The sequence below is a fragment of the Aerosticca soli genome (genome assembly GCF_003967035.1).
Classification (GTDB): Bacteria; Pseudomonadota; Gammaproteobacteria; order Xanthomonadales; family Rhodanobacteraceae; genus Aerosticca; species Aerosticca soli.
Map to the genome: position 1 here is coordinate 278117 of NZ_AP018560.1, position 17068 is coordinate 295184.

Below are 17068 nucleotides of genomic sequence, written 5' to 3' on the forward strand. Positions count from 1 at the left end.
AAGCAAAATTTGCCTGATGGCGAAAGTGTTGCTTTCCTTGACGGACGGACACTGCCCCTACCGTTGGCGGCATGAAACAGGATCATGCCGCCTTTGCCGCGCGTCTGCGCGAAGCCCTGCAGCGCGCGGGCATCGAGGCACGCCCGGTGATCCTGGAGAAAATGCTGGCCCGGCGTGGCGTGGTGGTGACCGCGCAGGCCATTTCCGGGTGGTTGAGCGGGCGCTACATGCCCAGGCCCAGGGCCCTGCAGGCCCTGGCCGAGCTGACCGGGACGCCGCCCCATCAATTGCAATATGGCGGCATCCGGGAGGAGCGGGCGGCCTGGCCGCTGCCGCTGGAGGCGGCCGACCGGCGGGTGATCGAAGCCTTTCTGGCCTTGCCGGCGGAGCGGCGTGTACTGGTGGGTGAGCTGGTCGCGGCCTTGGCCTCGCCACCGCGCAAATCGCGCTGAGGCTGGCGGCGTTTTCAGCACTCGATGACGTTCACCGCCAGCCCGCCGCGGCTGGTTTCCTTGTACTTGTCCTTCATGTCGCGGCCGGTCTCGCGCATGGTGGCGATCACCTTGTCCAGCGGCACGTAGTGCTTGCCGTCGCTCTTGAGCGCCATGCGGCTGGCGTTGATCGCCTTGATCGCGCCCATCGCGTTGCGCTCGATGCAGGGAATCTGCACCAACCCGCCGATCGGGTCGCAGGTGAGGCCGAGGTTGTGCTCCATGCCGATCTCGGCGGCGTTCTCCACCTGCCGCGGGCTGCCGCCGAGCGCGGCGGTGAGACCGCCGGCGGCCATCGAGCAGGCCACGCCCACCTCGCCCTGGCAGCCGACCTCGGCGCCGGAGATGCTGGCGTTTTCCTTGTAGAGGATGCCGATCGCGCCGGCGGTGAGCAGATAGTCGACGATGCCGGCCTCGCTGGCCTGCGGACAGAAGCGCCGGTAATAGAGCCCCACCGCGGGCACGATGCCGGCGGCGCCGTTGGTCGGTGCGGTGACGACGCGGCCGCCGGCGGCGTTTTCCTCGTTCACGGCGAGTGCGTAGATGTTCACCCAGTCGAGGATGGTGAGCGGATCCTTGAGCGCATCCTCCGGCCGCCGGCGCAGCTCCTCGGCCAGCGTCGGCGCGCGCCGCGCCACGTGCAGGCCGCCGGGCAGCACCCCGGGCGAGCGCAGCCCGCGCTCGACACAGGCCTCCATCGCCTGCCAGATGCCGAGCAGGCCGGCGCGGATCGCCTCCGGCGGCCGCCAGGCGCTCTCGTTGGCAAGCATCAACTGGGCGATGGACAGCCCGTGCCGCTCGCAGGCGGCCAGGAGCTCGGCGGCACTGGCGAACGGATAAGGCAGCGCGGTGGTATCGGCGACGATACGGTTTTCGGCCGCCTCGTCCTGATTGACCACGAAGCCGCCGCCGACCGAGTAGTAGTCGCGCGTGGCCAGTTCGCGCCCGGCGGCGTCGTAGGCGGCAAAGCGCATGCCGTTGGGATGGAACGGCAGTTTCTGCCGCTTGTTGAAGACGAGGTCGTGTTTCTCGTCGAAGGCGATCTCGTGGCGTCCGTGCAGGCGCACCCGGCCGCTCTCGCGGATGCGTGCGAGGATGCCGGGGATGGCGTCCGGATCGACGCGGTCGGGCTGTTCGCCTTCGAGGCCGAGCAGCACCGCCTTGTCGGTGCCGTGGCCGCGGCCGGTCAACGCCAGCGAGCCGTACAGCTCCACGCGCACGCGGGCGACTTCTTCGAGCACGCCCTTCTCGTCCAGCCAGCGGGCGACGAAGCGCGCCGCCGCACGCATCGGCCCCACCGTGTGCGAGGAAGACGGTCCGATGCCGATCTTGAACAGATCGAAGACGCTGACGGCCATGGTTCGGAAAAGGGGCTGCGGCAGGGGCGCTCATTCTACGCGACGCGCCTGCCTTCGGGCCCCGCGGGTTATCCTGGACGGATGCTCGAACTCATCCTGCGCGACGACTGCCGCCTGTGCGACGAGGCGATCGCCGTGCTCGCCGCCGCGCGGGCGGGCGATTTCTCCAGTCTGTGGGTGGATGACGACCCGGCGCTCACCGCGCGCTACGGCGAGCGCGTGCCGGTGCTGCGCGATCGCCGCGGGCGCGAGCTCGACTGGCCGTTCGACGTCGCCGCCGTCCGCGCCTTCCTGGCCGCAGCAGGCGGGCCGGCCGGGTGATGCGCGCTGTTCAGCGGGCAAGGAGCGCCAGGTGTGCCTTGACCTGAACCTCGTTGCCGATCACCGAGGTGTCGGCGTACTCGCCGCCGCCGACGCCGAAATCGAGCCGCTTGAGCGTGCCGGCGACGTCGAGCGTGGCGGTCTTGCCGTCGGGAACGAAGGTGACGGTCAGGCTGACCGGCCGGCTGATCCCGCGCAGGGTGAGCGTGCCGTCGGCGATCACCTGGTTGCCGACGCGCCGAAAGCCGGTGGTGACGTAATGCGCGCGCGGATAATGGGCGGCATCGAAGAAGTCCGCGCCCGGCAGGGCGTTGTCGCGGTCGGCATCGCCGGTCTTGGCGCTCGCGGTATCCACCTCGACGTCGAAGCGGGACTGGGCGAGGTCGGCCGGGTCGTAGCGGATCGCCGCCTGCCAGCGTTCGAAATGCCCTTCGAAGGCCACCCCCTGGAAGGTCGCGGTGAAGCCGAGGCGGCTTTGCGGGTATTGCACGGCGTAATCGGCGGCGGTGGCGACGGCGGCCGGCAGAACGAGCGCGAGGCCCAGGCCGAGGCGGACGATGGCGCGGTACATGGGTTCCTCCTCCTCACAGGGATCGACGGGGCGCGGCGCGACGCCGGCCGGACAGCATGCGCACGAGCACGTCGTCGCGATCGATGAAATGATGCTTGAGCGCGGCGCCGACATGGAAGACGAGCACCGCCAAGAGCAGCCAGTAGGCGTATTCGTGCACCGCGTGGGCGAGCCTTGCGCGGGCCTCGTCCTTGGCGGCGAGCGCCGGCAGGTTGAACAGCTTGAACCACTGCAACGGATAGCCGCGCAGCGCATTGAACCACCAGCCGCTCAGCGGCAGCGCCAGCATCAGCGCATAGAGCGCCAGATGCACCGCGTGCGCGGCGTGTCGCTGCCAGGCCGGCGCCGGCAGTTCGCGCGGCCGGCCGTCGACGAGCCGCCAGAGCACGCGCAGCAGGGCCAGGGCGAGCAGGGTGAGGCCGATGGACTTGTGCAGCGCGTAGAGACGGATCTTGTCCATCGACGGCGGCAGGGTGGTCATCCACAGCCCGAACAGGCCCTCGCCGAGCAGGCCGATCGCCATCAACCAGTGCAGGGCCCGGGCGATCGCGCCCCAGCGTTCGGCATCGGTGCGTAGCGGCATGGTCGGCGCCTTTTCGGTCGTGCGCGGTGAGTGTGGCCGATCCCGGCCGGCGCCGCCAGCCGCACGGACAGCGGCAGGCCTGGAGTGCTAGGGTTTTGTGCAGTCGACTTGGGGGCGCGCCGGCGCATGACGGCCGGCCAGGGGGAAATGCACATGTGGGCCACCTTTCTGCTGGGCCTGGCGCTGGCGACGGGCGGGCATGCGGACGCCACCGCAGCGGCCGGGCCACCGGCCGCGGCGGTGGCGGCGGAGCGGCTGCTGCCGACGCCGCAGTTCCGGCGTTTCGGCCTCGAGGAGGGGCTGCCCAGCATCGCCATCAACGCGGTGGTGCAGGATGCGCAGGGCTTCCTGTGGTTCGGCGGCTCGGGCGGGCTGGTGCGCTATGACGGGGTGTCCTTCCTGAGCTACGTGCACGATCCCCGGCGCGCCGATTCGCTGGCCTCCATCGACATCACCCAGCTGGTCGACGGCGGCGACGGCACGCTGTGGATCGCCACCGGCGAGGCCGGCGTGGACCGGCTGGAGGCCGACGGCCGGCATTTCCGCCACTGGCGGCATGACGAGGCGCGCGTCGACAGCCTGGCCAGCGACCGCGTCGCCGCGCTGGATCGCGCCCGCGACGGCAGCCTGTGGGTCGGCACCGACGCCGGGCTCGATCGCCTGTATGCCGACGGCCGCCCCGTCGAGCACGTGGCGTACCTGAAGACGCCGAGCGAGAACCCGCGCGACCTGATCGTCGGCGCCCTGCTGGCCGAGGCTGATGGCGGGCTGTGGATCGGCACCTGGTCTGGCCGGCTGTTCCACCGTTCGAGTCAGGGCGTCATCGACGAGGTGAAGCTGCCCTGGCGGCCGGGCCAGCAGGCGCAGGTCTGGCGCCTTGCCGCCGAGCCCGGCGGCGGCCTGCGCATCGCCACCCGGCAGGGGCTCATGCTGCGCGGCGTCGACGGCACCGTGCGCTGGGCGGCGGACGCCGCCTCGCCCGGACCGGATTTCGTCTTCGACAGCGCGCGCGACCGCGCCGGCCGCCTGTGGCTGGCCACCCTGCATGGCGTGGCGATGGTCGCGCCCGACGGCAGCGCCTGGGCCTTCCACGCGCAGCCCTCACTGCGCGGCGGCCTGCCGGGCGAATGGGTGTGGCGGGTGCTCGTCGACCGCGAGGGCGGACTGTGGTTCACCTTCTACGACGGCGGCGTGGCCTACCTGCCGCCGAGCTGGGACCGCTTCACCCATTACGGCCATCGGCCGGACGATCCGGACAGCCTGCGCGACGACACCATGGTGGCCGCAGTCCCGGCCGCCGACGGGCGGCTGTGGGTCGCCTTCCGGACCGGCGTCGACCGCCTGGACCCGGGCACCGGCAAGGCCGAGCACGTGCTGACCGGCGCCACCAATGCGGTGGCCGACATCGACGGCCAGCTGTGGTTTCTGCAGCATGGCCTGCCGTTCCGCATGGTGGACGGCAAGCCGCGGGCGGTCGCCCCCGGACAGCGGCTTTTCGAGCGGGCGCGCATGCTGATCCGCGCCGCCGACGGGGCGGTTTACCTGTGCGCCGCGCCGAACGGCCTGTATCGCCTCGACCCGGCCAGCGAGACGGTGACCGCGGTGCCGATGCCGCCGGACGCGGCGGATCCCGCGCTGCGTCCCAGCCTGCTGGACGATCACGGCGGGCGGCTCTGGTACGCCAACCACGAGGGCCTGATGCGCTGGGATCCCGAGCTCGGCCGCATGGCGTTCGTGCCCGGCGTCAACCGCGGCAGCGACGTGCAGATGCTGTCGTTCGATCGCCAGGACGGCATCTGGATGGCACGGCCGGACGTCCTCGAGCACTACCGTTTCGACGGCCAACGGGCGGTGCTGGACCGTACCGTCGGTGCCCGCGAGGGCTGGCCGACGATGGTGCTCTATGGCATGGAGACCGATGCCGCCGGCCGGCTGTGGCTGTTCGCCGCCGACGGCCTGCGCCGCTTCGATCCGCGCACCGGCGCGTTCACCGTGTTCGGCACCGGCGACGGCCTGGATGAGCGGGCCTTCCGCGGCACGCCAGTGTGGCGACCGGGCGGGCGCCTCTGGTACGTGCCGGTGCGCTCCGGGGTGATCGCCTTCGATCCCATGGCCGCGCCAGTGCCATTGCCGACGCCGCAGCCGGTGCTGGTCACGCTCGGCAGCCGCGACGGCGATGGTGCCCGGCTGTGGTCGACGCAGCAGCGCGATCTCACCCTGGGCTGGCGCACGCGCGAGCTGCAGGTGGCGCTGCGTGCGTTGTCCTATGTCGATCCCAAGGCCATGCGCTACCGCTTCCGCCTGCGCGGCTACGACCCCGACTGGGTCGAGATCGGCCCGCACGGCGAGCGCACCTTCACCGAGCTGCCGCCCGGCGACTATCGGCTGGAAGGCGGCGCCGCCGGCAGCGACGGCCGCTGGGGACATCTGGCCGCACCGTTGCATCTGCACGTGCAGGCCCCGCCCTGGCGGCGCTGGTGGGCGTGGCTGGTCTACGCGCTGCTGGCCGGCGTGGCGTTGCAGCTCGGTGTGCGGGCCTGGCGCCGGCGCCAGGCGCATCGCCGGCAGGTCCAGCACACCGAGCAGCAGCGCCGGCTCGCCGAACAGGCGAGCGCGGCCAAGACGCAGTTCCTCGCCACCCTGGGACACGAGCTGCGCACGCCGATGACCGGCGTGCTCGGCATGGCCGAGCTGCTGCTCAGTACGCCGCTTGACGCCACCCAGCGCCAATATGCCCTGGCCATGCAGCGCTCCGGCAGCCTGCTGCTGCGGCTGCTCAACGATTCCCTGGACCTCGCCCGCATCGAGGTCGGCCGCCTCGAGCTCGAGCCGGTGCCGTTCGATCCGCGTCAGCTGGTGGCGGACGTGATCCAGCTCGAGACCGGCCCGGCGCAGATGAAGGGCCTCGGGCTCGACGCGCACGTCGACGAGGCGCTGCCCGAACGCCTGCTGGGCGATCCGCTGCGCATCCGCCAGATCCTGCTCAACCTGGTCAACAACGCGCTCAAGTTCACCGAGGCCGGCGGCGTCGTGCTGCGCGCCGAACGCACCGCCGAGGGCGTGTGTTTCAGCGTGCAGGACACCGGGCCCGGCATCCCGCAGGCCGAGCACGCGCGGCTGTTCCGTCGCTACGTGCAGATGGACGGGCCGCAACGGCGTTCCGGCAGCGGCCTTGGGCTGGCCATCTGCCGCGAGCTGGTCGAGCTCATGGGCGGCAGCATCGGGCTCGTTTCCGAGCCCGGGCGTGGCAGCACCTTCACCGTCTGCCTGCCGCTGCCGGCGGTGGCGTCGCCGCTGGCGCTCGCCCCGGCGGCCAGCGCGCAGGCGCTCAAGGTGCTCCTGGTCGAGGACGACGGCATCGTCGCCGCGGTGATCTGCGGTCTGCTCGAACGGCAGGGCCACGCGGTGGTCCATGTCGGCCATGCGCTGGCCGCGCTGGCGGAGCTGGCGCAGACGCACTTCGACCTCATGCTGCTCGATCTGGACCTGCCGGGCCTGGACGGTTTCCGGCTCGCCCGGCTGATCCGTCAGCGCGAGCGGCCGGGCGAGTATCTGCCGATCGTGGCGGTGACCGCGCGCAGCGACCGCGACGAGGAAAGCCACACCCGCGCCGCTGGCATGGACGGCTTCCTGCGCAAGCCGCTTTCCGGCGAGGCGCTGGCCGCCGTCATCGAGAGGGTGCTCGGCCGGCGCCGCGCCGCGCCGCCGGCATCCGGCGTCCTGGCCACCGACCCGGCCTGAAGGGCGCTACATGTCGAACTTGCCGACCTCGATGCCGCGCTCGCGGTATTGCCGCCAGCGCAGCCGCGAACCCTCGCGTTCGGCCGGGTCGGCGGCGACTACCTCGAGCACGCGCTCGAAGCGGCCCTGCGGGATCGTCTCGCGCAGATTGATGACCAGCGGCCGGTCCGGCGTGTCCACGCCCGGCGGCACGATCAGCACGGCGGTGGCGGCATCGTCCTCGTCGCCGGCGAGCTGGTGCGGGATGAAGGCATCCGCGTCGAACGACCACAGCAGTTCGTCCAGCGCCTCGGCCTGGGCGAAGTCGCGGGTCAGGATCAGCGTCGGCTGCTGCGCGGCGAAGGCGCGCTTGGCCAGCTCGCACACCAGGGCGAGCGGCTGCTCGCGAAAGCGCGGCTTGGCGATCAGGTAGAAATCGGCGCGCGGCATGGCGGCGTGAGGCGGAAACCGGTGGGCGGCTGGGCGCGGGGATGGTCCGTCATCGACGTTCCCGGCCGCCGCCCGCCTGCGTCAGGACCGCTGTCCTGCCGCGCGATCGATCAGCCATTGCGCGAGCAGCGGCACCGGCCGCCCGGTGGCCAGGCCCTTGCGGCCCTCTTCCCAGGCGGTGCCGGCGATGTCCAGGTGCGCCCAGCGCTGGCCCTCGGTGAAGCGGGCCAGGAAGCAGCCGGCGGTGATCGCCCCGGCCGGGCGCCCGCCGACATTGGCCAGATCGGCGAATACCGACTCGAGCTGGCTCTGGTAGTCCTCCCACAGCGGCAGGCGCCAGGCGCGGTCCAGGCTCGCCTCGCCGGCGGCGAGGAGCTCGGCGGCCAGCGCATCGTCGCGGCTCATCAGCCCGGACGCATGCTTGCCGAGCGCGATCACGCAGGCGCCGGTGAGCGTGGCGGCATCGATCAGGGTCTGCGGCTGATAGGTGCGGGCGGTCCAGGTCAGCGCGTCGCACAGGATCAGCCGCCCCTCGGCGTCGGTGTTGAGCACCTCGATGGTGAGGCCGGACAGGCTGGTGAGCACGTCGCCCGGGCGGTAGGCGTTGCCGTCGGGCATGTTCTCCACCGCCGGCACCACGCAGACCAGGTTGATCGGCAGCCTGAGTTCGACCGCGGCGGCGAAGGCGCCGAGCACACCGGCGGCGCCGCCCATGTCGAACTTCATCTCTTCCATGTTCGGGCCGGGCTTGATGCTGATGCCGCCGGTGTCGAAGGTGATGCCCTTGCCGACCAGCGCGTAGGGCCGTTGCTCGGGCGGCGCGCCGCGGTATTCGAGCGCGATCAGCCGCGGCCGGTTGGCCGAGCCGCGGGCGACCGCGAGCAGGGCGCCGAAACCGAGCTCGGCCAGTTCCGCCTCTTCCAGCACGCGGCAGCCGACGGCATCGGCATGGGCGGCGGCGAAGGTCTGCGCCTGTTCGGCGAGGTAGGCGGGGTTGCAGATGTTCGGCGGCAGGTTGGCGAGCTCGCGCGCGAGGCGCACGCCGGCGGCGATGGCGCGCGCCTCGTCGAGCCCGCGCGCGGCTTCCTCGCTGCCGGCGAAGGCGAGCGCGTCGAGCGTGGCGCGCTGCTCGTCGCGCGGCTTGACCGTGGCGGTGTAGCGATAGGCCGCATGGTCGGCGGCGAGCGCGGCGGTACGCACGCGCCAGGCGGCGTCGCGGCCGGGCACGTCCACCTCGGCCAGGCACGACACCGCGCTCGCCACCGGCAGCCGGCCGAGGGCGCGCACCGCCTCCAGCTGGGCCTTCTGAAAGCGCAGCGCATCGAAACCCTTCTGCGCGCCCAGGCCCACCACCAGCACGCGCTGCGCGGCGACGCCCACGGGCGCGAACAGCACGTGCGTGGTGCCGGCCTTGCCGGTGAGATCGCCGCTTTCGGCCAGCCGCTTGAGCGTGCCGCCGAGCGCCTGGTCGACCCGCGCGGCGGCGCTGGTGAGCAGGCCGTGTTCGTAGACGCCGACCACCAGGCAGGGCGTCTCGACGGTTTCGGGGGCGACCGCACCGAGGCTGAACTTGAGCGTCATCGAGGGTTCCTTGGAAAGGCTGTCGTGGGGGAAGAACCGGCTAGACTAGCCGTTTGCAGCTAGCGCCGATGCGCGCGACGAACCGACGATTCTAGCGCATGCCGAGCATCCTCGACCGTTACTTCCTGCGTGAGCTGGGCCAGACCGTCGGCGCCACCGTGGTGGTGTTGCTGGCGATCTTCGCCGGCACCTCGTTCGCCTCGGTGCTGCGCCAGGTCGCCAACGGCAGCTTTCCGGCCAGCGTGATGTTCCAGGTGCTCGGCCTCAACATGCTGGACGGCCTGTCCACGCTGTTGATGCTGGCCGGCTTCCTCGGCCTGCTGCTCGGCCTCGGCCGGATGTGGCGCGAGAGCGAGATGCACGTGCTGGCCGCCGCGGGCATGGGGCCGGCCGGCATCCTGCGCCCGGTGGCGGTGCTCGCGGTGGTGCTGATGCTGGTGGTCGGGGTGGTCTCGATGTGGCTGGGGCCGTGGGCCTCGCGCACCGCCGACCGGCTGATCGCGGCGGCCAACCGCTCGGTGATCGCCGCGGGACTGGACGCCGGGCGCTTCACCGAGCTTCCCGGCAAGGGCGGCATCATCTTCGTCGACAGCCTGAGCCGCGACGGCAGCGTGCTCGGCAAGACCTTCATCGCCACCGAGCGGGCGAACAGCGACGGCAGCCCGGTGGTCAAGCTGATCACCGCCAAGCACGGCCGGCTCTATCAGGAGAGCGGCGGCGATGGCCGCTTCGTCGCGTTGTTCGACGGCTGGCAGTACGAGATCCCGCTGGGTGCCGACAACTGGCGGCAGATGCGCTACGTGCGCAACGACGCCTCGCTGTCCAACATCCAGAACGACGACAGCGACGAGGATCCCGCGCACAGCCTGACCCTGGGCGAGCTGTGGCGCGCCGACAGCGCCGATGCGCGCGCGGAGTTCGCCTGGCGCACGGTCGCGCCGGCGATGATGGCGGTGCTGGTGATGCTGGCGCTGCCGCTGGCCCGGCAGAACCCGCGCGAGCCGCGTTTCGGCCGCCTGCTGCTCGCCGTGCTGAGCTTTTACTTCTATTACCTGCTGCTCGCCCTGTGCCGCGGTCAGTTGATGAAAGGGCGCTGGCACCACGCCACGCCGATGTGGCTGGTCAGCCTCGTCGTGTTCGCGATCGCGCTGTGGATGTTCTATCGCCAGTACGCACCGCGTCGGCCGGAGACGCGCCGATGAGCGCCCTGCGCATCAAGCGGGTCGACTGGCTGATCGGCGGCAGCGTGCTCGGTGCGGTGCTGATGGTGTGGTTGGTGCTGACCGGCCTCGATGCGGTGATCCAGTTCGTGCGCCAGCTGGGCTCGGTCGGCCGCAACGGCTACACCATCACCAATGCGATGGTCTACGTGCTGGTGACGGTGCCGCGCCGGCTCTACGAGATGTTCGGCAACGCGGCGCTGATCGGCGGCCTGCTCGGCCTCGGCGGCCTCGCCGGTACCGGCGAGCTCACCGCATTGCGTGCCTGCGGGCTTTCCAAGCTGCGCATCGCCGCCTCGGCCACCGGCGTGGTGGCGGTGCTGCTGGCCGGGGTGGTGCTGCTCGGCGAGACCGCGGCGCCGTGGGGCGACCAGCGCGCGCAGGCGATGCAGCTCAAGCTCAAGGCGAGCAACCTGGGACTGGCCGGCAACACCGGCCTGTGGGCCCGCGACGGCGAGCGCATCATCAACGCCAAGGCCGCGCTGGCGCGCCAGACCGCCACCCATGCCAGCGTGCAGCTGGCCGACGTGCGCGTGTTCACGCTGACGCCGGACGGCCGTCTGCTGCGTTTCGACTGGGCGCGGACCGCCGAGCACGATGGCCAGAGCTGGGTGCTGAGCCAGGTGCGCAGCAGTACCCTGGACGAGAGCGGCGTGCACACCAGCGGCCAGCCGAGCATGCGCTGGTCGTCGAGTCTGGACCCGCGCATCTTGGAGCAGTCGGTGATCCATCCCGAATACCTGCCGATGCGCGATCTGCGCCGCAACATGGCCTATCTGGAAGCCAACGGCGAAAGCCCCGGCGTGTATGCGCTGGCGTTCTGGGGCCGCGCGCTGTACCCGCTCAACGTGCTGGTGCTGGTGCTCTGCGCGATGCCGTTCGCGTTCGGCGCGCTGCGCTCGGGGGGCTTGGGCAAGCGCATCTTCCTCGGCATCCTGCTGGCCATCGGCTGGTATTTCCTGCAGAAGGCGATGGTCAGTTTCGGCGCCGTGTACGGACTTTCGCCGTTCGTGGCCAACCTGTTGCCGGCGCTGCTGCTCGCCCTCGTGGCCTGGGTCTACTTCCGCCGCTTCGGCTAAAAAGGCCGGTCAGTCTCCCGGCGCCCGCCGCCGTTGCACGATGAGGGCGAGCAGCGCCAGCAGGGCGATCGCGCCGAGCGGGGCCAGGATCTGCGGCTGCAGCAGCAGCGCCGGCTCCAGCTGCCCCTGCCGGCGCAGCGCTTCACCCAGACCCGCGCCGATCGAGCTTTCGAACACCAGCATGACCGTGCCGCCGAGCCAGGTCGCGCCCAGAAACAACCACAGCGGGCAGCGCAGCCAGGCCAGACACAGGGTGACGAGGCCGAACGGCGCCACCGGCAGGAAGCGCAGGAACAGCGCGTAGCCGCGCGGGTGCCGCGCGAAATCGCGGTGCAGCCGGGCCACCAGCGCCGGCGGCTGCCGGCTGCCGCAGCCGAAGGCATAGCGGCTGGCCAGGAACAGCAGCAGCGAGCCGAAGGTGAGCCCGAACGAGGACAGCGCAGTGCCTTCGACCACGCCGAAGGCGAGGCCGCCGGCAAAGATGATGATCACGCTGCCGGGCAGTCCGGTGGCCACCGCCAGGGTGAGCAGGCCGACATAGGCGCAGCGGCTCAGCCAGGGATGGCGGGCGATCTGCGCGTGGAGCGCCTCCTGGTGCGCGGCCAGGCGCGTCGGGTGCAGCGTGTCGAGCAGGCCCGAGGCATACAGCACGCCGCCGGCGGCGAGCAGCAGCAGGAGCGGCAGCGCGGCGCGCAGGCGGCCCATCGTCAATACGCAAGCCCTTGCCGGCCGTAATCGGCGAGCACCGCGCAGGCCTGTTCGCGCAGGATGTCGCGCCGCACGGCGATGCCGCGGCGGGCGAGCTCGCCGGTCCAGTCCGCGGGCAGCGGGCCCTCGTCGAAGGGCGTCAGGCGCTCCACGTCCTCGGTCCGCGCGCCGATCAGGAGTTCGTCGATGCCGGCCCACACGGTCGCGCCGTAGCACTGGCAGCACGGCTGCGCGCTGGTAGCGAGCACGTAGCGGCCGCCGTCGGCATTGAGGCGGAAACGCCCCAGGCGCTGCTGCGCGCCCATGTAGGCCAGCATCTCGGCATGCGCCGCCGAGCAGTGTTGCGCGACCACGCGATTGACGCCGGCGGCGACCAGCCGGCCTGCACCGTCGAACACCGCCGCGCCGAACGGCCCGCCGCGTTCGCGCGTGACGTTGGCGCGGGCGAGCGCGATCGCCACCGTCATGCGGTCGACATCGTCCAGGTAGCGGCGCTGCGTGTCGACGACCTCGTCGAGCCAGGCGGGCAGGGCTAGCCGGATCTCGTGCGGCAGCATGAGGGTCACTCCGCGCGCGCCCTGGCCCAGGTGTCGCGCAGGGTGACCGCACGGTTGAACACCGGCGCGTCGGCGCGGTGGTCCAGGCGGTCGCTGACGAAATAGCCCAGCCGCTCGAACTGGAAGTGCGTCTCCGGCGCGCACTGCGCGGCGGCCGGTTCCACCCAGCCCTGGACCACGCGCTTGGCCTCGGGGTTGACGTGGTCGAGCCAGCTGCTGCCGTCGCTCTCGTCGTCCGGCGCCGGCACGTTGAACAGGCGGTCGTACAGGCGCACTTCGGCGGCGACCGCATGCCGCGCACTGACCCAGTGGATGGTGCCCTTGACCTTGCGCTCGGCGCCGGGCAGGCCCTGCCGCGAGGCCGGATCCAGGGTGACGCGCAACTCGCTCACGCGGCCGGCGGCGTCTTTGCGCACTTCCTCGCACTGGACGATGCCGACCCCGCGCAGGCGCACCTCGCCGCCCGGCACCAGGCGCTTGAAGCCCTTCGGCGGCACTTCGGCGAAGTCCTCGCGCTCGATCCACAGCTCGCGCGCGAACGGCACCGTGCGCGTGCCCAGGCTCTCGTCCTTGGGATGGTTGGCGAAGACCAGCGCTTCCTCGTGGTCCTCGGGCAGGTTGACGATGACCAGCTTGAGCGGATCGAGCACCGCCATGCGCCGCGGCGCGTGGTCGTCCAGATCCTCGCGGATGCAGTTCTCCAGCAGCGTGTAGTCGATCACGCTGTTCTGCTTGGACACGCCCAGCCGCTCCATCAGCAGGCGGATGCCGCCGGGCGTGAAGCCGCGCCGGCGCAGCCCGCGCAGGGTGTTCATGCGCGGATCGTCCCAGCCCTCGACCAGCCCGCGCGCCACCAGCTCGGCAAGCTTGCGCTTGCTGGTGATCGAATAGGAAAGATTGAGCCGCGAGAACTCGATCTGGCGCGGGCGGCTGGGCTGGACGTCGCGGTCCTGCCGGCGCAGCGGCTCGAGCAGCTCGGGGTGGTGGACGAGATCGACGCTGTCCACGCACCAGTCGTAGAGCGGGCGGTGGTCCTCGAATTCCAGCGTGCACAGCGAATGGGTAATGCCCTCGATAGCGTCCGACAGCGCATGGGCGAAGTCGTACATCGGGTAGATCGGCCAGGCATCGCCGGTGTTCTGGTGGGCGATCTTGCGGATGCGATAGAGCGCCGGATCGCGCAGGTTGAGGTTGCCGGAGGCCATGTCGATCTTCGCGCGCAGGGTGCGGCTGCCGTCGGCGAACTCGCCCGCGCGCATGCGTCGGAACAGGTCCAGGTTTTCTGCCACGCTGCGCTCACGCCAAGGCGAAGGCCGGCCGGGCTCGGTCAGCGTGCCGCGGTAGGCGCGCATCTCCTCGGCCGAGAGATCGTCGACATAGGCCTTGCCCTCGGCGATCAGCTTCAGCGCGGCGAGGTAGAACACCTCGAAATAGTCCGAGGCATGGCACAGCGCGTCCCATTCGAAGCCCAGCCAGCGCACGTCCTCCTTGATGCCTTCGACGAAGGCCGGGTCTTCCTTGCCCGGATTGGTGTCGTCCAGGCGCAGGTTGCAGCGGCCGCCGAATTCGCGGGCGATGCCGAAATCCAGGCAGATCGCCTTGGCATGGCCAATGTGCAGGTAGCCGTTGGGTTCGGGCGGGAAGCGCGTGCGCACCATGGCGACCCGGCCGGCGGCCAGGTCATCGCGGACGATCTGGCGGATGAAATCGCGCGGGCCGTCCGTGCGGTCGGCGTCGGGGGCGGTCTCGGGGGCGGTCGACATCGGGCTCGCCATGCTCGGCATAAAAGGGGTAAGTCTACCCGCTCGCGGCGGAGCGGTCCGGCAGGCGGACTTGCCCCAAGGCAGCGCCGGTGCCGCCCGCCTTGTCAGCGCCGCGCCGCTGCCGCTAGCGTGTGCGGCATGCAGACCGTCTATCACGCCCGCAGCCTGATCGATGCCCAGCTGGTCAAGGACGCCCTGGAAGGCGCCGGCATCCCGGCCTTCATCGCCGGCCATTACCTCACCGGCGGCATCGGCCAGTTGCCGGCCTGTGACCTGCTTGCGGTGCAGGTGCCGGCAGCGGCATGGCCGGCGGCGCGCGCGCTGATCCACGACATCGATGCGCGCGAACGTGCCGCAGCCGCCGCGGACGCGCCGGCGTCCGGCCTCCCGGTCGGCCGGCCGGCATGACCGGCGAGGACGTCCTGCGCCTGGCGGCGCTGCGCGAAGGTATCCGCGCGGTGCCCGATTTCCCCGTGCCCGGGGTGGTGTTTCGCGACCTCACCCCCTTGCTCGCCGACCGCGCCGCCTTCGCCGCGTGCATCGAGGCGCTCGCCTCGCCATGGCGCGGGCAGGACGTGCAGGCGGTGTGCGGAATCGAGTCGCGCGGCTTCATCTTCGGCGCGGCGCTGGCCCGCGAGCTCGATGCCGGCTTCGTGCCGCTGCGCAAGCCCGGCAAGCTGCCGCCGCCGGTCGTCGAGGTGGACTACGCGCTCGAATACGGGACCGACCGCCTGCAGGCGCGAAACGACGCCCTGCGCCCGGGCCAGCGCACCCTGCTCATCGACGACGTGCTGGCCACCGGCGGCACGCTGTGCGCGGCGCGGGCGCTGGTGGCGCGGCTGGGCGGCGCATTGCTCGGCGCCCAGGTGGTGGTGGAACTGGATGCCCTGCGCGGACGCATGCGCTGGGGCGAGGGGGCGCCGCTGCGCGCGCTGCTGCACTTCTGAAAAACGCGGCGGCGGCAGCGTTTTCCCCACCGCGCGAGGTCTCAGGGCGCGGCGATGTGCGCTTCCTCCACGTAGACCAGTTCGCAGGCGCCGGCACCGGTGTCCTCGCGGGTCAGCGAGGTAGGCCATTGCCAGCCGTCGCTGCGGCTGGCATCCACCAGGAAGCCCTCCAGATGGATCAGCTGGCCGCGGCGCACCCGCCCCAACACGCCGCGCACGGCCGCATCGGCGGGGATGAGGTGCATGTTGGCGCTATGCGTTTCGATCGCGCGCCGCGGGATCGGGAAGTCCTTCACGCGCCACCAGTAGAAGCGGCCGGACTGGCCGATGGCGATGCGGGCGAGCACCGCGCTGTCCGACATCGGCCCCCAGCCGAGCGCGAGATCGACCGGCGCCAGAAAGGCACCGGCGTCGAAGCGGTAGTCCTCGCGCGAGAGCACGCGGGCGGTGAGCGCGATGTGCGCCCGCGTGCGCAGGCTGACGTCGCCGCGGCTGAGCGTCGCGCCGTCGGCCAGATCCACCTGTACGGGCGCATCCGGCGCCAACAGGCCGGGCAGCGGCGTCGTCGCGCGGTGTTTCCAGGCGGTCGCGGCGCCCCACAGCGCGAGCAGCCCGAGCAGGACCGGCGGCCAGCGGCGCATCGGCGCGATCGATCCGTGGCCGCCTTTCAAGCGGTCAAGGGCTCGCCCTGCCCGAGCGCGTCGAGGGCGACTTCCTGCACCAGGCGCGCGAAGCGCTCGAGAAAGGGCGCCAGCGCCGAGCTCTTGCGCCAGACCAGGGCGATGCGCCGGCTGGGCGGCGCGCCGTCGAAGGCGAGCAGGCGCACATGCCCGGTGGGCGGTACCGGCGGCCGCGTGGCGAGCAGCGGCAGCAGGGTGATGCCGACGTTGGCGGCCACCATCTGCCGCAGGGTTTCCAGGCTGGTGGCGCGGAAGCCGGCCTTCTCGCCGGCGCCGGCGTGCCGGCAGACCTCGAGCGCCTGGTCGCGCAGGCAGTGACCGTCCTCGAGCAACAGCAGGTCCTCGTGCTCGAGTGCGGCGAGCTCGAGCGGTCCGCGCCTGCTCGCCAGCGGGTGGCCCTCCGGCACCGCCAGCACGAAGGGTTCCTCGAACAGGTATGCGGCGTGCAGGCTCTCATCGTGCAGCGGCAGGGCGAGGATGCCGGCGTCGAGCGTGCCCTCGCGCAGCAGCTTCAGGAGCTGCTCGGTCTTCTCCTCGGTGAGCAGCAGCTCCAGCCGCGGCAACGTCTCGCGCACGCGCGGCACCAGGTGCGGCAGCAGGTAGGGCCCCAGGGTGGGAAAGATGCCCAGCCGCAGGCGGCCGGCCTCCGGGTCGCGGGTGCGCCGGGCGAGCGCCTTGATCTCGTCGATCTCGGCCAGCACGGCCTTGGCGCGACGGGCGATCTCCTGGCCGGTCTCGGTGAGCAGCACCTTGCGCGGGGTGCGTTCGACCAGGGTGACGCCGAGCTCGTCCTCGAGTTTCTTGATCTGCGTGGACAGCGTGGGCTGGCTGACAAAGGTGGCTTCGGCGGCGCGGCCGAAATGGCGGTGTTCGGCCAGGGCCACGAGATAGGCGAGATCGCGCAGGTTCATGGGCGTCGGTCGGGCGGGGCGATAGGCGGCTTAGGGCCGATGGTGGGGCTTGTCATCGCCGCCGGCAATGGCTCGCGGCGGGCGGCCATGGCTTCCGGCACTGGGCCGGACGGTCGTCGTGCCCGTAG

General features: G+C 71.6%; 17 protein-coding genes. 7 read left to right on the forward strand and 10 right to left on the reverse strand.

The window, feature by feature from the left end:
* The first annotated feature begins 71 nt into the window (after positions 1-71).
* The gene (locus ALSL_RS01215) at positions 72-452 is read left to right on the forward strand and encodes a helix-turn-helix domain-containing protein (RefSeq protein WP_126535885.1); all 381 of its coding nucleotides are present in this window, start codon (positions 72-74) and stop codon (positions 450-452) included.
* A 14-nt stretch (positions 453-466) separates the two neighbouring features.
* On the opposite strand, the gene ALSL_RS01220 is transcribed toward ALSL_RS01215, so the two are convergent.
* Entirely contained in the window at positions 467-1849 is a 1383-nt protein-coding gene (locus tag ALSL_RS01220; protein ID WP_126535887.1) for an L-serine ammonia-lyase, read from the reverse strand.
* Between the two features lie 81 nt (positions 1850-1930).
* On the opposite strand from ALSL_RS01220, the gene ALSL_RS01225 reads away from it, so the two are divergent.
* Complete coding sequence (locus tag ALSL_RS01225) at positions 1931-2170, forward strand: glutaredoxin family protein (RefSeq protein WP_126535889.1); 240 nt, start codon at positions 1931-1933, stop codon at positions 2168-2170.
* A 10-nt stretch (positions 2171-2180) separates the two neighbouring features.
* Here the strand turns inward: ALSL_RS01225 and ALSL_RS01230 are convergent, their stop codons facing one another.
* Positions 2181-2741: a YceI family protein gene (locus tag ALSL_RS01230; RefSeq protein WP_231700257.1), complete on the reverse strand. Its 561-nt coding sequence runs from the start codon at positions 2739-2741 to the stop codon at positions 2181-2183.
* A gap of 13 nt (positions 2742-2754) precedes the next feature.
* Positions 2755-3324: a cytochrome b gene (locus ALSL_RS01235; RefSeq protein ID WP_126535891.1), complete on the reverse strand. Its 570-nt coding sequence runs from the start codon at positions 3322-3324 to the stop codon at positions 2755-2757.
* Between the two features lie 153 nt (positions 3325-3477).
* On the opposite strand from ALSL_RS01235, the gene ALSL_RS01240 reads away from it, so the two are divergent.
* Positions 3478-7065 (forward strand): ATP-binding protein, encoded by a 3588-nt coding sequence (locus tag ALSL_RS01240; RefSeq protein ID WP_126535893.1) that lies wholly within the window; start codon positions 3478-3480, stop codon positions 7063-7065.
* 6 nt (positions 7066-7071) lie between these two features.
* Here the strand turns inward: ALSL_RS01240 and ALSL_RS01245 are convergent, their stop codons facing one another.
* Both ALSL_RS01245 and ALSL_RS01250 read right to left on the reverse strand, forming a co-directional pair.
* The gene (locus ALSL_RS01245) at positions 7072-7494 is read right to left on the reverse strand and encodes a DNA polymerase III subunit chi (protein ID WP_126535895.1); all 423 of its coding nucleotides are present in this window, start codon (positions 7492-7494) and stop codon (positions 7072-7074) included.
* Between the two features lie 81 nt (positions 7495-7575).
* Positions 7576-9075 carry a leucyl aminopeptidase gene (locus ALSL_RS01250; protein ID WP_126535897.1) on the reverse strand — a complete coding sequence of 500 codons (1500 nt, stop codon included), beginning with the start codon at positions 9073-9075 and terminating at the stop codon, positions 7576-7578.
* A gap of 98 nt (positions 9076-9173) precedes the next feature.
* On the opposite strand from ALSL_RS01250, the gene lptF reads away from it, so the two are divergent.
* Both lptF and lptG read left to right on the forward strand, forming a co-directional pair.
* Positions 9174-10277, forward strand: coding sequence for an LPS export ABC transporter permease LptF (gene lptF / locus ALSL_RS01255; protein ID WP_126535899.1), 1104 nt, complete (start codon positions 9174-9176; stop codon positions 10275-10277).
* A complete protein-coding gene (gene lptG / locus ALSL_RS01260) occupies positions 10274-11374 on the forward strand; it encodes an LPS export ABC transporter permease LptG (protein ID WP_126535901.1) in 1101 nt (366 codons plus the stop codon). Before lptF ends, lptG begins: the two co-directional genes overlap by 4 nt.
* 9 nt (positions 11375-11383) lie before the next feature.
* Here lptG and ALSL_RS01265 read toward each other — a convergent pair whose 3' ends face one another.
* Genes ALSL_RS01265 through ALSL_RS01275 form a run of 3 tightly spaced genes read right to left on the reverse strand, consistent with a single transcriptional unit; the run spans position 11384 to position 14402 of the window.
* Positions 11384-12079, reverse strand: a complete 696-nt coding sequence (locus ALSL_RS01265) for a TVP38/TMEM64 family protein (RefSeq protein WP_126535903.1) — start codon at positions 12077-12079, stop codon at positions 11384-11386.
* Positions 12080-12081: 2 nt separating this feature from the next.
* Positions 12082-12639, reverse strand: a complete 558-nt coding sequence (locus ALSL_RS01270) for a nucleoside deaminase (protein ID WP_126535905.1) — start codon at positions 12637-12639, stop codon at positions 12082-12084.
* 5 nt (positions 12640-12644) lie between these two features.
* Positions 12645-14402: a glutamine--tRNA ligase/YqeY domain fusion protein gene (locus ALSL_RS01275; RefSeq protein WP_231700258.1), complete on the reverse strand. Its 1758-nt coding sequence runs from the start codon at positions 14400-14402 to the stop codon at positions 12645-12647.
* Positions 14403-14540: 138 nt separating this feature from the next.
* Between ALSL_RS01275 and ALSL_RS01280 the strand changes: the two genes are divergently transcribed.
* Positions 14541-14810 (forward strand): putative signal transducing protein, encoded by a 270-nt coding sequence (locus ALSL_RS01280; protein WP_126535909.1) that lies wholly within the window; start codon positions 14541-14543, stop codon positions 14808-14810.
* Positions 14807-15349, forward strand: a complete 543-nt coding sequence (locus ALSL_RS01285) for an adenine phosphoribosyltransferase (protein WP_126535911.1) — start codon at positions 14807-14809, stop codon at positions 15347-15349. The genes ALSL_RS01280 and ALSL_RS01285 overlap by 4 nt, the downstream gene beginning before the upstream one ends.
* A gap of 41 nt (positions 15350-15390) precedes the next feature.
* On the opposite strand, the gene ALSL_RS01290 is transcribed toward ALSL_RS01285, so the two are convergent.
* Together ALSL_RS01290 and ALSL_RS01295 are read right to left on the reverse strand one after the other, a co-directional pair.
* Positions 15391-15990 carry a hypothetical protein gene (locus tag ALSL_RS01290; RefSeq protein WP_126535913.1) on the reverse strand — a complete coding sequence of 200 codons (600 nt, stop codon included), beginning with the start codon at positions 15988-15990 and terminating at the stop codon, positions 15391-15393.
* 26 nt (positions 15991-16016) lie between these two features.
* Positions 16017-16940: a LysR substrate-binding domain-containing protein gene (locus tag ALSL_RS01295; RefSeq protein ID WP_126535915.1), complete on the reverse strand. Its 924-nt coding sequence runs from the start codon at positions 16938-16940 to the stop codon at positions 16017-16019.
* Between the last annotated feature and the right edge of the window lie 128 nt (positions 16941-17068).

Coding starts and splice junctions, on each gene's coding strand:
- ALSL_RS01280 (WP_126535909.1), top strand. CDS start 14,541: ATGCAGACCGTCTATCACGCCCGCAGCCTGATCGATGCCCAGCTGGTC.
- ALSL_RS01235 (WP_126535891.1), bottom strand. CDS start 3,324: ATGCCGCTACGCACCGATGCCGAACGCTGGGGCGCGATCGCCCGGGCC.
- ALSL_RS01215 (WP_126535885.1), top strand. CDS start 72: ATGAAACAGGATCATGCCGCCTTTGCCGCGCGTCTGCGCGAAGCCCTG.
- ALSL_RS01265 (WP_126535903.1), bottom strand. CDS start 12,079: ATGGGCCGCCTGCGCGCCGCGCTGCCGCTCCTGCTGCTGCTCGCCGCC.
- ALSL_RS01285 (WP_126535911.1), top strand. CDS start 14,807: ATGACCGGCGAGGACGTCCTGCGCCTGGCGGCGCTGCGCGAAGGTATC.
- ALSL_RS01245 (WP_126535895.1), bottom strand. CDS start 7,494: ATGCCGCGCGCCGATTTCTACCTGATCGCCAAGCCGCGCTTTCGCGAG.
- ALSL_RS01290 (WP_126535913.1), bottom strand. CDS start 15,990: ATGCGCCGCTGGCCGCCGGTCCTGCTCGGGCTGCTCGCGCTGTGGGGC.
- ALSL_RS01295 (WP_126535915.1), bottom strand. CDS start 16,940: ATGAACCTGCGCGATCTCGCCTATCTCGTGGCCCTGGCCGAACACCGC.
- ALSL_RS01220 (WP_126535887.1), bottom strand. CDS start 1,849: ATGGCCGTCAGCGTCTTCGATCTGTTCAAGATCGGCATCGGACCGTCT.
- ALSL_RS01250 (WP_126535897.1), bottom strand. CDS start 9,075: ATGACGCTCAAGTTCAGCCTCGGTGCGGTCGCCCCCGAAACCGTCGAG.
- lptF (WP_126535899.1), top strand. CDS start 9,174: ATGCCGAGCATCCTCGACCGTTACTTCCTGCGTGAGCTGGGCCAGACC.
- ALSL_RS01270 (WP_126535905.1), bottom strand. CDS start 12,639: ATGCTGCCGCACGAGATCCGGCTAGCCCTGCCCGCCTGGCTCGACGAG.
- ALSL_RS01225 (WP_126535889.1), top strand. CDS start 1,931: ATGCTCGAACTCATCCTGCGCGACGACTGCCGCCTGTGCGACGAGGCG.
- ALSL_RS01240 (WP_126535893.1), top strand. CDS start 3,478: ATGTGGGCCACCTTTCTGCTGGGCCTGGCGCTGGCGACGGGCGGGCAT.
- ALSL_RS01230 (WP_231700257.1), bottom strand. CDS start 2,741: ATGTACCGCGCCATCGTCCGCCTCGGCCTGGGCCTCGCGCTCGTTCTG.
- lptG (WP_126535901.1), top strand. CDS start 10,274: ATGAGCGCCCTGCGCATCAAGCGGGTCGACTGGCTGATCGGCGGCAGC.
- ALSL_RS01275 (WP_231700258.1), bottom strand. CDS start 14,402: ATGTCGACCGCCCCCGAGACCGCCCCCGACGCCGACCGCACGGACGGC.